General features: G+C 36.2%; 14 protein-coding genes. 1 reads left to right on the top strand and 13 read right to left on the bottom strand.

Annotation, left to right across the window (positions count from 1 at the left end; translation table 11 throughout):
* Positions 1-138: 138 nt before the first annotated feature.
* The 7 genes from E2636_RS05660 to E2636_RS05625 form a co-directional block, all read right to left on the bottom strand.
* Positions 139-2,781, bottom strand: a complete 2,643-nt coding sequence (locus tag E2636_RS05660) for a DNA translocase FtsK (RefSeq protein WP_134209332.1) — start codon at positions 2,779-2,781, stop codon at positions 139-141.
* Positions 2,782-2,895: 114 nt separating this feature from the next.
* Positions 2,896-3,501, bottom strand: a complete 606-nt coding sequence (gene ytpR / locus E2636_RS05655) for a YtpR family tRNA-binding protein (protein WP_134209331.1) — start codon at positions 3,499-3,501, stop codon at positions 2,896-2,898.
* A complete protein-coding gene (locus tag E2636_RS05650; protein ID WP_134209330.1) occupies positions 3,498-4,313 on the bottom strand; it encodes a DUF1444 family protein in 816 nt (271 codons plus the stop codon). Before E2636_RS05650 ends, ytpR begins: the two co-directional genes overlap by 4 nt.
* A 190-nt stretch (positions 4,314-4,503) precedes the next feature.
* Entirely contained in the window at positions 4,504-4,815 is a 312-nt protein-coding gene (locus E2636_RS05645) for a thioredoxin family protein (RefSeq protein WP_134209329.1), read from the bottom strand.
* A 13-nt stretch (positions 4,816-4,828) separates the two neighbouring features.
* Positions 4,829-5,347: a hypothetical protein gene (locus E2636_RS05640; RefSeq protein WP_134209328.1), complete on the bottom strand. Its 519-nt coding sequence runs from the start codon at positions 5,345-5,347 to the stop codon at positions 4,829-4,831.
* A 64-nt stretch (positions 5,348-5,411) separates the two neighbouring features.
* Complete coding sequence (locus E2636_RS05635) at positions 5,412-5,942, bottom strand: DUF84 family protein (protein ID WP_134209327.1); 531 nt, start codon at positions 5,940-5,942, stop codon at positions 5,412-5,414.
* An 856-nt stretch (positions 5,943-6,798) separates the two neighbouring features.
* Positions 6,799-7,872: a M42 family metallopeptidase gene (locus tag E2636_RS05625; protein ID WP_134209325.1), complete on the bottom strand. Its 1,074-nt coding sequence runs from the start codon at positions 7,870-7,872 to the stop codon at positions 6,799-6,801.
* 152 nt (positions 7,873-8,024) lie between these two features.
* Between E2636_RS05625 and E2636_RS05620 the strand changes: the two genes are divergently transcribed.
* Entirely contained in the window at positions 8,025-8,339 is a 315-nt protein-coding gene (locus E2636_RS05620; RefSeq protein WP_134209324.1) for a hypothetical protein, read from the top strand.
* 151 nt (positions 8,340-8,490) lie between these two features.
* Here the strand turns inward: E2636_RS05620 and E2636_RS05615 are convergent, their stop codons facing one another.
* From E2636_RS05615 to pepV, 6 genes are all read right to left on the bottom strand, one after another.
* Complete coding sequence (locus E2636_RS05615) at positions 8,491-9,339, bottom strand: YtnP family quorum-quenching lactonase (RefSeq protein WP_134209323.1); 849 nt, start codon at positions 9,337-9,339, stop codon at positions 8,491-8,493.
* 92 nt (positions 9,340-9,431) lie between these two features.
* Positions 9,432-10,076, bottom strand: a complete 645-nt coding sequence (gene trmB, locus E2636_RS05610; protein WP_134209322.1) for a tRNA (guanosine(46)-N7)-methyltransferase TrmB — start codon at positions 10,074-10,076, stop codon at positions 9,432-9,434.
* Between the two features lie 70 nt (positions 10,077-10,146).
* Positions 10,147-11,067: a diacylglycerol/lipid kinase family protein gene (locus E2636_RS05605; RefSeq protein ID WP_134209321.1), complete on the bottom strand. Its 921-nt coding sequence runs from the start codon at positions 11,065-11,067 to the stop codon at positions 10,147-10,149.
* Positions 11,067-11,615 carry an RNA 2',3'-cyclic phosphodiesterase gene (gene thpR / locus E2636_RS05600; RefSeq protein WP_134209320.1) on the bottom strand — a complete coding sequence of 183 codons (549 nt, stop codon included), beginning with the start codon at positions 11,613-11,615 and terminating at the stop codon, positions 11,067-11,069. Before thpR ends, E2636_RS05605 begins: the two co-directional genes overlap by 1 nt.
* A gap of 85 nt (positions 11,616-11,700) precedes the next feature.
* The gene (gene dat / locus E2636_RS05595; RefSeq protein WP_134209319.1) at positions 11,701-12,552 is read right to left on the bottom strand and encodes a D-amino-acid transaminase; all 852 of its coding nucleotides are present in this window, start codon (positions 12,550-12,552) and stop codon (positions 11,701-11,703) included.
* A 15-nt stretch (positions 12,553-12,567) separates the two neighbouring features.
* Positions 12,568-13,965 (bottom strand): dipeptidase PepV, encoded by a 1,398-nt coding sequence (gene pepV / locus E2636_RS05590; protein WP_208324169.1) that lies wholly within the window; start codon positions 13,963-13,965, stop codon positions 12,568-12,570.
* Between the last annotated feature and the right edge of the window lie 138 nt (positions 13,966-14,103).

Raw genomic sequence — 14,103 nt, 5'->3', positions numbered from 1 at the left:
CTCCTGGGAAAGGTGCCTGTACTTATATATATACTTCCTTACCCGATTATATCATCATTTAATCTAGCATAGAAATGAACTAATTTTCTCGCAATTACTTTATTACATTTTTTACCACTTTAAACGTTAATAAAATTATTAATTAAAAAGTTGTTGTAAATCATTTTCTGTAATAAAGACTTCACGCGCTTTGCTTCCTCTTGATTCTGAAACATAACCATGTTGTTCCATTAAATCAACTAGTCTTGCAGCACGGTTGTATCCCATATGGAATTTCCTTTGTAGTAATGAAGTCGAAGCTGAGCCTTGCTCTAAAATAAAACGACATGCTTCTTCAAACAACTCATCTTGATCTTCAGCAACTTCTAAACGACGAACTAGCTCCTCTTGTTCAAATAAATAAGAAGGTTCACCTTGACTACGTGCGTGATCAATAATCTCTTCCATTTCTTCATCTGTTACATAAGTACCTTGTAAACGAATAGGTGCAGACATCCCATTTCCTAAGTACAACATATCGCCTCTTCCAAGTAATCGTTCTGCACCTTGGCCATCAAGAATTGTTCGAGAATCGATTTGAGATGAAACTGAAAATGCGATTCGAGTTGGGATATTCGCTTTAATAAGACCCGTAATGACATCTACAGAAGGGCGCTGTGTAGCCACGATTAAATGAATTCCACAGGCACGAGCTTTTTGAGCAATCCTACAAATAGATTCTTCCACTTCAGTTGGAGCCATCATCATTAAATCAGCTAACTCATCAATAACGATTAACAAATATGGCAGTTTCTGAGCAAATTGTCTCTTCTCTTCTGCCATGGCATTATATCGAGAAATATCACGCACGCCAGTATGAGCAAACAGCTGATATCTTCGTTCCATTTCTTCAACTGCCCATTTAAGTGCAGCAGTAGCTGCCTTTACGTCTGTAATAACTGGGCTTACAAGATGAGGAATATGGTTAAAAGGAGCTAATTCCACCATTTTTGGATCAATCAACAATAAATTTAATTCTTTCGGCGTTGCCTTATACAATAAGCTAATTAATATTGAATTAATGCATACTGATTTACCTGACCCAGTAGCTCCTGCAATTAACCCATGTGGCATTTTGCGCAAATCAATAGTTACAGGTTTTCCAGTTAAATCTAATCCAAGAGCTGCTTCAAGTGGAGAATCAGAGTCCTTAAAATTAGAACTACCTACAACTTCTGATAATCTTACTGGTCTCGATGTTTGATTTGGTATTTCTATTCCAATTGAACTTTTCCCAGGAATAGGGGCTTGAATCCGAATATCTTTAGCTGCCAGTGCTAATTTTAAATCATCTGCTAAATTACGAATTTTACTTACTTTTGTTCCTTGTCCTACTGTCATTTCAAATTGAGTTACAGCGGGACCTTGAACCATGTTCACAATATCCGCTTTCACTTGGAAGTAGGATAACGATTCAATTAAGCGATCTGCTTGCATTTGCATCCATTCATAATCTTGAGTCTTCTCTTCAGGCGGTACTAAATAACTGTTTTCAGGAAAGACGTAACCAGACTGTAAATCGTCCAATACTGGGTCAACTTGAACATTTTGAATGACCGTTAACTTTTCTTCATTTGACTCAATAATTGGTTCAACAATTGTCTTTGCAGGACGCACTTGAGTAACCGCATCGGGGGTAGCCGTTTGGACTTTCTTTTTATTATATTTTTCTTTATCTGAATTTAACATTAAAACATTAAATGGGAGTGATTTCTTTTTTATTTCAGGTGCTTGAATTTCAGCTATTTGTAATGAAGCAACAGATTTCTCATTCTCAATGGTGCTATTAGGTTCAACATCAACTTTCCCATGAAAATCTTGACTCACTACATGTTCTGCTATGTTTTGTTCCTTCAATGTGACTAATTCACTTGGCTTGATTGTAATTGATTCATTTAAAGTTTGAATGTCTGGTTCGCTTGGCTTGATTGTAATTGGTTCATTTAAAGTTTGAATGTCTGGTTCGCTTGGCTTGATTGTAATTGGTTCATTTAAAGTTTGAATGTCTGGTTCGCTTGGCTTGATTGTAATTGATTCATTTAAAGTTTGAATGTCTGGTTCTCTTGGCTTAATTGAAATTGATTCATTTAAAGTTTGAATGTCTGGTTCGCTTGGCTTGATTGTAATTGATTCATTTAAAGTTTGAATGTCTGGTTCTCTTGGCTTAATTGTAATTGGTTCACTTGAAGTTTGAATGGTTGGTTCGCTTGGCTTGAAAATAGCAGATTCACTTGGGCTTATGCTACTTTCAACTGTTGCAACAACTTCATCTGAATTCTTTTTTGCTAACAATTCATTAATAGGTGATATTTTTGTTCGAGTGAAGCCATGAATTGGAGATGGAACGTCTGATGGTATGAACTTTTTAGACTGAACAGGCACTTTTGTTATTCTTGGTTTTACTTCTTGATAGCTTTCTCTTACTTTAGGTTTAGCTTTGGGTTCTACTATTTTTTTACTAGATTTGTCCATATTTGGCTTCGTTGCATGATGAACAATTGCATTCTCCCGTTGTTGCTGCCATTGTTTATGCATATATAAAGGCATGAACTCTTCTTCTTGTTGAGTTTCCTCTAATTCGTCATCTACTAATTGATCTTTCTCTTTATCGCTAATAAGGGGAAATCGAAACGGTGTTTTCGACTGTTTATATGTTGGTAGCTCATTTTTATCTAGATCATCTTGTTTGTCCTGTTGTTCATTAGAAAATAATTTATTAAATGCTGTTGTCAACCAATTCACTTCAAACCCTCTTTTCATATCAATGTTTCCATTTTAACAGGTTTGAGATTCAATTCAAACGGATAAAAAAACTCTGTGTACCTAAATTCTTGAGTACACAGAGTTTTACCTAGTTTATGCTTTGAAAGCTGAACCTATTTCAGCACTTTGATCTAATACTAAAATACCTTTTTCTGTTGGTGCATCTGGTAAAGCTAGTTCTTTAGCCGAACAAATCATCCCACTAGAGGCAATGCCACGAAGTTCTGCATCACGTATAACTAAACCAGATGGCATAATAGCACCTACCTTAGCTACAACCACTTTTTGCCCGACTTCTACATTAGGAGCTCCACAAACGATTTGGAGTGTTTCTTCAACAACATCGACTTTGCAGATGTTTAATTTATCTGCATTTGGATGTTGTTCTTTAGATAAAACATATCCCACTACAAATTTAGGTGTAAAATCAACCTCTAATACAAGGTCCAATTCGCTATTATTAATTAATAATTGCAAAGTCGCAACGATTTCTTTCGTCACTTTAACAGAGCCTTGTTCTTTTAATTCTAAATGATTACTAGCATTAAAGACGTTAAATGCTGCCACTTCACCTGTTTTAGAATCCTTAATAAGTGTAATGTCACCTTTAGATTGTGTTTCTACTTCTTCAACTGTAGTTGTAGTGAGTTGAACCAAAAGTACGTCCCCTACACCTTTCATATTGTAAAAAATATTCATTTATCTTTGTTCTCCTTTTGCAATCGATTTTTCGCCATAATAAATATTGGTTCCAAGTCCCCATCTTCATAAATAAATGATAAGGAAGTAATTGGAACTTTACCTGTTGTAAAGAAATGCATTGTTAATTGTGCCAGTACATCATATCCTGCTTCATTTCTAATATCTCCAATAATTAATACATCTTGATGGGGAACGGATAACGTCATATCCCCTTCAATTTTAGTTTGCATGTCTTTTAAAAATTGTTCATTTAATATACGAGTGGCGTCATATCCATCGTTTGCATTTAGAAAATAAAAAATATTACCAGCTACATGATCTTCTTTCAAATCTGTTGAAAGTTTTCTTATTTGAAACCTCGCTGCTTCTTTAACTTCTGAATCTGTTACATTCATTTCAATTAACATATTTACATCCAGTAATCGGTACGTATTTCCAAGATCTAATGCATAGAAAATACGTGTTTCAGCAGTATGGTCTGTTACTACTAAATCGTGTCCTTCATTCGATTTTACAGGAAAAGATGTAGAACGAATGACAGGGTAAATATGTGAGGTTGATCGGTCTAAACCTTGTGTTTCTTGTTCCATAGCTTCAAATGTTTGGCTAATTGTATAAACCACTTCGTTAATTGCTTTATCTTTTTTCATTTCATATTTTGATAATATTTCAGGAAGTGATATTTCCATTCCTTTATTTAGAACCTTATGATGCAGTCTTACACGATCTGTTTTTTCGTCATGTTGCCATGTAAATGCAGGATTAGTAAGCTTCTGCTTTAATAGTTCAACTAATTGCTTTGAGTTCAAAATTTCACATCCCTAACAAAAGGAGACGGTTCTCACCTTTTGGGCGGAACCGCTCTTTTTTTTTTGCATTCCTTGGTAGCCTTTATTTAAAGTACTCAAATTATGAGAACATTTATTATGTTTTTTGGTTACTTGTTGTGACAATATCTAAGTTACTCATTCAATTTGGTATAACTTTTCAAATAAATATTTATAATTTCAGTAAGAATTGTTCGATTTCTTCTTGAGTTTTTCGATCTTTACTGACAAAGCGTCCTGCTTCAATACCGTTTTTATATACTAGAAAACTCGGAATTCCGTAAATCTCATGTTCTGCACATATATCAATAAATTGATCGCGATTAACAGAAACAAATGTAAAAGATTCAAGTTTCTCTTCAACTTCAGGCATAAAAGGATCGATAAAGTGACAATCCGGACACCAGGCAGCTGTAAATAAAAACACCACGTCTTCTGCTACTTTTAAAGCTTGAAACTCTTCAACTGATTGTAAGTCTCTCAATCTAAACTCTCCCCTATGCGTCGATTTTAACAGAACGAACAATTTTCATCATTTGTTCAATGTTTTTATAAATATTAGCTTTTTTAGAGATTGTCGTCAATTTCAAGCCACCTATGCTAGCCATAATTTCAAACTGCTCATCACCTGATGGTAAAACAGCTATGAATCCAAAGCGACCATTTTGCTCAAAAGTTTCTAAAGCGTAGATACCATTTTTCTTTTCAGCGTTTAACAGGTCATAAAACAAATGGCTATCTTGTTCTTCATTCGGGTTAATAAATAAAACATATAAATCACTTTTACTATTCAAGATGATATTCGTATCATCCGAATCTTCTTGTATAGAAAAACCACCAGGAACAAATAATTCAACACTTTTTATTTGTTCGTTCGGTTCAACTGGCTCATTTTGAAATAGCTCTTTGGCTACTTTAATTCCTTCTCCTGTCTGTTCTTCAGCAGAATCAGAACAAGCAACTAAAGTGATTACTATGAATGGTGCGATAGCAATTCGCAACCAGTTTCGGCTCATGGTTTACCCTCCATTCCATGTAAGTACTGTGTCTATTTTAATATGGTTCCCTTATCCTTGCAACTTAAGTCATTTCTCTGATAGGGTTTTCTTTGAAATATTGACCTAGTAAGAGTTTGACAACGTGTTCGAACATCTCTCCCCGCTTCACAAATCCGTTAGTCAATACTCCCACTGCCCCTTCGTGATGACGTATTCCAATTCTCTTTGTGTAACGATCCATTACTGGTCCTAATTCTTCACCGTTTCGGATGGCATGACCCACTCCTAGCGGTAAAGGAATTTGAGCACCACCTGCTATATACTGTTGTCCTATTTTTGTATAGAGTACTCCCCAGTTGCATATATAAAGTTGTCCATCTAATTCTTTAACTCCTCCTTCAAGCCCGAAAGATAAATCAACTTGAGTTTTCATGAAAGCAATGCTCGCTCGATTCTTTGCACCTTGTAAAGTTTCTTCGTCTCCAATGGGTTGTTCAGATACGTTTGAAGGAACATTTAGCGAGATGAATTCCACATCTTCAAAATATAAATGACATATATTTTGAACAGCATGACCTTTTGCTTGATTTTCAGTTCCGATTGCAACTTTCATAAGAACCTCCTCAAAATAATTTAGGTGGTGGTGCTAAAAACCCTGAATAAGAAAAACCGGGCAAAGTACGCCCGGTCCTTAAGAAGGGTAACTATAGAAACCCGTTTATTTCCGCTACGGTGGACGCTTTTCGCGGGTTTAGCTTCAGTCTCCTCGTCACTGTAAAAACATGTGCTCCTGCGGTTACTCGTCGCAAAGACACTGACTTTTGGCCAGCGTCTTTCCTGCGGGGCCTTCAGCTTAAGCTTTTCCCGCAGAAGTAGCCATCTGCGCTTCAATCAACTAGTGTGAATTTATCCATCATTGCAATGAATTCTATTTTTAGTGACAATTATTTGAAATCTTGAGCGATACACAGCTAACAGGTATACTTCTTCTACACTATTTCTAAAAATTTTAAGTGGTCTTTTCTTTTATGATCAATTCGAAAACATTTACTTGATCGAAGCGGAAGGCGGCGAAAAACATCTGCTTCTGTTTCTGCACCGCTGCGCTAACTTCGAAACATGAAAGTGCGATGCATCGCTACGCTAGCTTCGTCGCAAAGAACAGGACCAAAGACAATTTGATTCTATTCTTTCCTAAGGGATTAGCGGGACAAGTGAGACCCCGCAGTGGAGCGCTAGGTGGAACAAAGGCTAAGAACGTCACATCATTTAACAACGCCTTTGTGACCAACATCGTGATGGCCTGAGGAGGCTCTCCGCCCGCCCCGTGGAAAGCGTCCGCCTGGGGCGCAAATCAGCGGTATCATACTAGAATCTACACCTTAAATTACTCGGAATACTGGATTCATGGCTCACTAAATTTATATACTTTCTTATTTTGTGAAAAAAGCGCCATTTAAGGCACTTTTTTAAACATTTTGACGAATTGTTTCAAGTGTTGTTTTATCAGCTGAGCGAACCAATTTTACAATTAATTCTTTTGCGGCTGCGTAGTCATCTGTATGGATGATAGAGCCGGCTGTGTGAATGTAGCGAGAGCAAATACCGACAACAGCACTTGGAACTCCTTCATTTGTCATGTGGACGCGTCCTGCATCTGTTCCACCTTGAGAAATGAAATATTGGTATGGGATATTATTTGTTTCAGCAGTATCTAATACAAACTCACGCATTCCACGATGTGTAATCATCGAACGATCAAAAATACGGAGTAATGTACCTTCACCTAATTGACCGAATTCTGTTTTTGAACCTGACATATCATTCGCTGGGCTTGCATCTAGGGCGAAAAATAAATCTGGATTTATTAAAGTTGCAGCTGTTTGAGCACCTCTCAAGCCTACTTCTTCCATAACATTGGCACCTGAATACAAAGTGTTTGGTAATTTTTCATCTTTTAGTTCTTTTAACAGTTCGATTGCTAGGCCACAGCCATAGCGGTTATCCCAAGCTTTTGCTAATATTTTTTTATTATTTGCCATTGGGGTGAATGGACAGATAGGAACAATCTGTTGACCTGGTCGAATACCGATTTTCTTTGCATCGACTAAATCATCAGCACCAATATCAATAAGCATGTTTTTAATGTCCATTGGTTTGTTTCGAACTTCATCACTCAGTAAATGAGGTGGAATCGATCCAATAACCCCTATTACAGGTCCATTGTCTGTTATGATTTCAACGCGTTGTGCTAGTAAAACTTGGCTCCACCAACCACCTAACGGTTGGAATCGCAGCATGCCGTTTTCAGTGATTTGTGTCACCATAAAACCAACTTCATCCATATGACCAGCTACCATAATTCTAGGTCCTTGATCGTCACCTTTTTTTAATCCGAAAATACCACCTAAATGGTCTTGAACGATTTCATCAGAGTATTTTTCTAGTTCACTTCTCATAAACTTTCTCATAAAATGTTCATTACCAGGAGCTCCAGGAAGTTCAGTTAATGTTTTAAATAATTGAAGTGTTTCTGAGTTCAATTGTATATCCCCCTATGTATGTAAAAGTCTATCCTATTATAGTTGATTTTTCAGAACATTTCCATCTTTTATTTCGACTGTCGAATTGTTTTTAGTCTGTTTAAACAACTTATGGTAAACTTAAATAAAATATTGTATTAGGAGGCATTTTAATGAAGACGAAAGATTTGATTATTGGTTTTTCTACCGGCATTGCAGCAGGATTTTTAATTCGTGAAGTTGCACATCGTATCGATCCAACGAAACCAGCAGAACTTGTTTTACACGGCATTAAAGAATCCTTTAAATCGGAAGGATTGATTGATGGTTCTTGGATTTATATGAAAACAGAACCTTTTACCCGTCAAGCCATTTCATCGGATGTTTATCGTGGAGGCATTTCACGAGTCCGTGAAGGAGAGATAGAACAATTCGAGTTCTTTGCTGATGCACGAACAGGAACTGTTGTTGAATTAATTAAACTTTAAAATGAAAACGATCCCGATTAATGGGATCGCTTTTTTATTGCTGTTTTTTTGATTTATAGACCCATGTTAATGGTTTAGTTATCATTTCTACCATGCTGTTTCAACAATTAGAATTGTCAATATTATATGATTTTATACATTAAAACAGCACTTATATTCTCGTGCGTTCAAGTTTATTAATAATTTCTTTTCCTGTCTGATCCCATTTAATTAAACGGTAATGAGCATCGTGATAGAAAATAAATGAATAACCATTCGCTAGTGCTTCAGCCATTATTTTCTCTTTTGCGAAAATAGATGTCATTGGGTAATCATCATATGCCAAGACCCACAGTGGATTTTGATGAGCATGAGTAGGCATTATATCTGACATATGAATAAGTGTTTCTCCATTTTGTTCTAACCTAATAATACTGTGGCCATCACTATGTCCCCCAGTATGAATCATTCGAATACCTGGTAATACTTCTAATTCTTCTTCAAATGTTACTACTTGGGTTTGGATAGCTTCCCAATTTTCTTTCCAATATGTATTTCTTGATCGAATGTTAGGATTTCTGATTTCATCCCATTCAATTGCAGATACAAAGATTTTCGCATTAGGAAATGATGATACGAGATTGTCATTTTCCCACTTAGTCAAACCACTTGCATGATCAGAATGCATATGTGTCATAAGAACAAAGTCTATGTCCTCTGTAAGTAACCCTAAAAAGGCTAATGAATCGTCAAGATGTGATTGTTCTTTTATCCCATTATTTCTTAGCTGCTTTTCATTCATTTTGTTAAAGCCCACACCTGTATCAATTAATAAATTCTTACCTTCAAATTGAATCAAAATTGGGTCTGTACTACATTCAATTTGATTTAATTCATTGACAGGATATTTTTTTGACCATAAAGCTTTTGGAACAACACCAAACATTGCACCGCCATCTAATAATGTAAATCCTCCATTTAACCAGCTTAACTTCATGTCGTGAAATGTATATTGATCCATTTTGTACCCTCCTTTATGTAATATTTTTAGTGTAACAAAAAAACACTATTTTAATCTCTTGACAAAGTCCTTAAGATTTCAATTTTGCTTCTCTATTTAGTAACAAATTGAGATTCTAGACGATAAATCGGGTGTCCTTTTGCAGAAAATTTTTCTTCATATTCTGTCATGATGTTATCCTTTGGTTGATTTACATGTAAATCTAACGATAGATATTTTAATAACATGCCATATTCAGACATGCTTATTAAAGAAAATTCAAAAAGCTCACGATTATCTGTCTTAAAATGAACTTCTCCGTTATCAATCAGGAACGACTCGTACAATTTCAAAAAATTCTCGTGTGACAGCCTTCTTCTAGCATGTCGAATTTTTGGCCATGGATCTGAGAAATTCAAATAAACTCGGCTTACATCGTTCTTCTGAAAAAACTTGGCCGAATGTTCGCCATTAACTTTTAATAATTTTAAGTTTGGCAAGCCAGCTTTAATAGCATTTTCTAGAGCTGACACTATGACACTATCATATAACTCGATTCCCAAATAATTAATACCAGGATTTGCTCTTGCCATTTCCGTTACAAATTGGCCTCTACCAGTTCCAACTTCGATATGTAGTGGGTTATTATTTTGAAAGACTTCTCCCCAATTTCCTCTATAATCTTGTGGATTTGGAATGACAATATGTGGGTGTGCAGTGATAAAATCTTCTGCCCAAGGTTTATTACGTAATCTCATTACTTTATTCCTTCTTTCATACATGCTTTTCAATTACAAATTATCATAGAATTTCTGCCTATCGTCAAGTTCATATTAAATTTGTAATTCGCCATTTTTTTGATTGAACTGAAAACTCGTCTGCAACAAGTGGTGTCGTTTTATTCGCATATTCTCCGTCGGTGTGACGGTACATGGATTCATTCGTTGTTAGTCTAAACGAGGTGGACGTGATTTGATGAACTTCTTTGAATGAAGTATGTTTACCATAAAAGACTGATACAAATAGTAGCATGAGTTTTAGGCGTGATAAATGATGAACTACAGTTATTTCAATCTCTCCATCTGCCGGGTTAGACTGTGGAGAAATTTTCATTCCACCGCCGAAATAAGGCTGATTGCTTATAGTCGAAAACCATACTTCCTCGAATATCTGACAGTTAGTAGGTGTTTCTACTGTTAATGTGAAGTTTTTAAATGTTGCCAACGTCTTCATGACAAAGAATGTGTAAGCAAGCTTGCCTAAACTGAACTTATTTAGAAACTTTTTCACGGGTGATTTATTCACTTGATATGCAACATATGCATCAAAACCAATTCCAGCATTATTAACAAATGTATAGTTTTCACTTCGGGTAATCACATTGCCAATATCCATTTTAAGCGTTTTACTGTCGGATTGTACATATTGATTTACTTCTGTTGCATGTTGAAACGATTGAAACCCTCGTGCAAAGTCATTAGCTGAGCCTGCTCCGATGACGCCTATTATGCAATTAGGACAACTAAGAACACCTTCAATTACTTCGTGAACAGTTCCATCTCCACCAAATGCAAAAATCAATTGGGGTTCACCACTTTGCACACACATTTGCGCTAATTCTGTGGCATGTTTAGGTCTAGTAGTCATATATAATTCGTAAGGGAAATTTAGATCTTTTTTAAACTTCTCCCATCGTTTTAGGGATTTACCATCCCCTGCTGCAGGATTCACAATAAACGTTGTCTTCATTAAGTTGAACCACTTAAAATAATCGTATGAATTGCTTGATAAGATGGTGTTTCCCTCGGATTAATGGCATATACCGAGAAATCAGTTATAGAGAATGACTGTTTTTCGATGTCCATTACTTTTAGAAACATCTCATGCTGTCCACTCCACTTTTTAGCTAGCGTAATATGTGGAACAAACGGCTTTTTGTCTACTTGTAAAAAAAGTGCCAGGCACTTTTCCAAAACGGCCTTTTGTAATAGTTGCAAGCTTAGTTGTTCTTCTATTGCTGTGTAAACTACTCGAGGAGTCAAAGGATTCCCGAATATAGATACCCCGTTAAGTGTGATATCAATTGGCGAAAATTTTTGGGAGAGAGAATCTAACTGACTTAGTAATTGTTTCAACAAATCAGATTCAACTGCTCCTAAATATAGCAAAGTTATATGTAAATCTTCGGCTACCGGAAGTCTTTTGTGTGACCGTTCTAAATGCCAACCTTTTCTTAGATCAACAAGTTGCTGTGCTAAATCTTTAGGTAATTTAATACCGATAAAATAATGTTGCATGCATTCCACCACCTTAATTATACATTTCAGTTTACAGGAATAAATATTTAAAAAATACCCCTCTACCAAGGTAGAGGAGTCAAATTTAAGCATATATAGCTTGATTAATTTTTGCTTCAAATGCTGTTTGTAATTTCTGGGTCCAGTCTCCTGGTAAACCCTTTCCGAGCTTACGTCCATTAATCATGATGACTGGTATTATTTCTGAAGTTGTCGAAGACATAAAGAATTCTTCATTTAAAAACACAGAGGCAAGAGACATAGGTTCTTCAACTACCGGTAATCCAATCTCTTCACAGCAAGCTAAAATAACACGTCGAGTAATGCCATTTAATATTAAGTTTGTAGCAGGATGTGTGTATAGTACACCGTCTTTTATACCGTACATATTAGTGGAAGACCCTTCTGTAATCGAATCTCCTCTATGTAAAAGAGCTTCGAAACAACCGTCTTCATACGCTTCCTGTTTCGCTAATACACTTCCTAATAAGTTCAAACTCTTTATATCACAGCGCAACCATCGGATATCCTCAACTGTTTTGACTGATACACCATTCGTCATTTCTGAGACAGGACGTTGCAACTCTTTCGTATATGCCGTAAGAACTGCCTCCACGGTGTTCGTTGGGAACTGATGTTGACGAGGCGTTGCTCCACGAGTAATTTGTATATAAACTTGACCAGATGTGACTTCATTCGCTTCAATAAGATCGTAAACCATTTTATGAAAAACGTCTTTTGTATATGGAATGACTATCTTTATTTTATCAGCACTTTCGTAGAAACGATCAATATGTTCTGTTGCCGTAAACATGCTACCGTTATATACACGAATTACTTCGTAAATACCATCTCCAAATTGATAGCCACGGTCTTCTTTCGACAATTGAATGTCTCCATCTTTTACTAATCGATCATTCCATAATACCCAAGTCATTGTAAATCCTTCTCTCTATGATTTTTTTGAAGCGAGTTCGCAAATCGCATCCGCGTAAATCGCTACTGCTTTTGTTAAATTCTGTATATCAACAAACTCATCCACTTGATGGGCTACATCCTTTTCCCCTGGGAATAACATGCCAAAAGCTACACCTTTTTTAAGTACACGTGCATATGTTCCACCACCAATTGACAGCAGCGTTGCTTTTTCTCCGGTTTGACGCTCATATACACGAGACAAGCTTTGAATCAGTTCATCTGACTCCTCAATATAATGTGGACTTGAATTGGATATTACATCCACAGAAATAATGTTTTTTCTTAAAGCTGTCTGACACTTCGTTAAATATTTATCAAAATTATATGAAACAGAGTATCGAATGCTAACATCAATTGTTCCACCTATTTTCGGGTCAAAAGTAAGAATTCCTGCATTTAATGTTGTCTCTCCAGATATTTCGTCATGATAGTTAAGAGCCAATACTTGACCTCTTGAATCATTGAAAAAAGACGAGGACACAAACTCTACATATGCTTTCGAACCTGATGTAGTAACAATGTCTTTTAAGAATTCAGCTAAATAGATACCTGCATTAACACCATCGTTCGGTTCCATCGCATGTGCAGACTTACCTTTTATGGTAAGAAAAATCTCGTTTTCATTAATTTTTATTGAACCTTGAAGTTTATGTTGTTTCGTAAATTGCTCGAATTCTTTTTCAATTGATGCATGATTTATATGAATAACCGCTGTTGCTAAGTCAGGGACCATATTGGTTCGAGTGCCTGATTGAAATGATTGCAGTTGCTCCTCTTGTTCTAGTTTTGTTGTTGTAAAGCGCAAGGTGGCAATACCTTTTTCCGCGTTTATTATCGGAAAATCTGCATCTGGAGCAAAGGCGATATGTGGCATTTCTTCTTTTTCAAAGTAGCGTTTCACACAACGAAAACCGCTCTCTTCATCTGTGCCGATAATTAATCGCACTCGCTTGTTTAAAGGAATTCCCGCTTCTTTGACCATTTTCATGGCCATCCAAGCAGCCATCGTTGGACCTTTGTCATCAATGGTGCCTCTTCCATATAAGCGATTATTTTCAATATGCCCTTCAAAAGGTGGGTACGTCCACCCTTTGCCAGCAGGAACAACATCAACATGACCTAAAATACCAAGAAGTTCGTCTCCTTCTCCCATTTCAATATGACCAGCCATATTATCTACGTTTTTTACGATCATTCCAGCATCCTGACCTTTTTTAAGTATCCACTCTAGTGCTTTAAGTGGTTCAGGACCAAACGGCTGTGAACTCGAGGTATGCTCTTCATCCAAAACACTTGGAATTTGAATAAGTTGCTGAAGCTCTTTTAAAAGCTCAGGTTGTTTCTTTTTCGCTTCGTCCAACCAATTAATCACGTGTAAATTCCTCCTGCCACTTTCATAAAGCTATTCTACACCTTTCAAAAAAAAATCATAGGGGCAAACATCATTTTCTTAATTTTCTAACATATATATAGAGTGAATTTTCGTATTTTTTATGACGCTTTTGTAAAT

Origin of the sequence: Paenisporosarcina antarctica (assembly GCF_004367585.1) — a bacterium.
GTDB lineage: Bacteria > Bacillota > Bacilli > Bacillales_A > Planococcaceae > Paenisporosarcina > Paenisporosarcina antarctica.
This window is presented reverse-complemented; position numbering and strand designations above follow the sequence as displayed.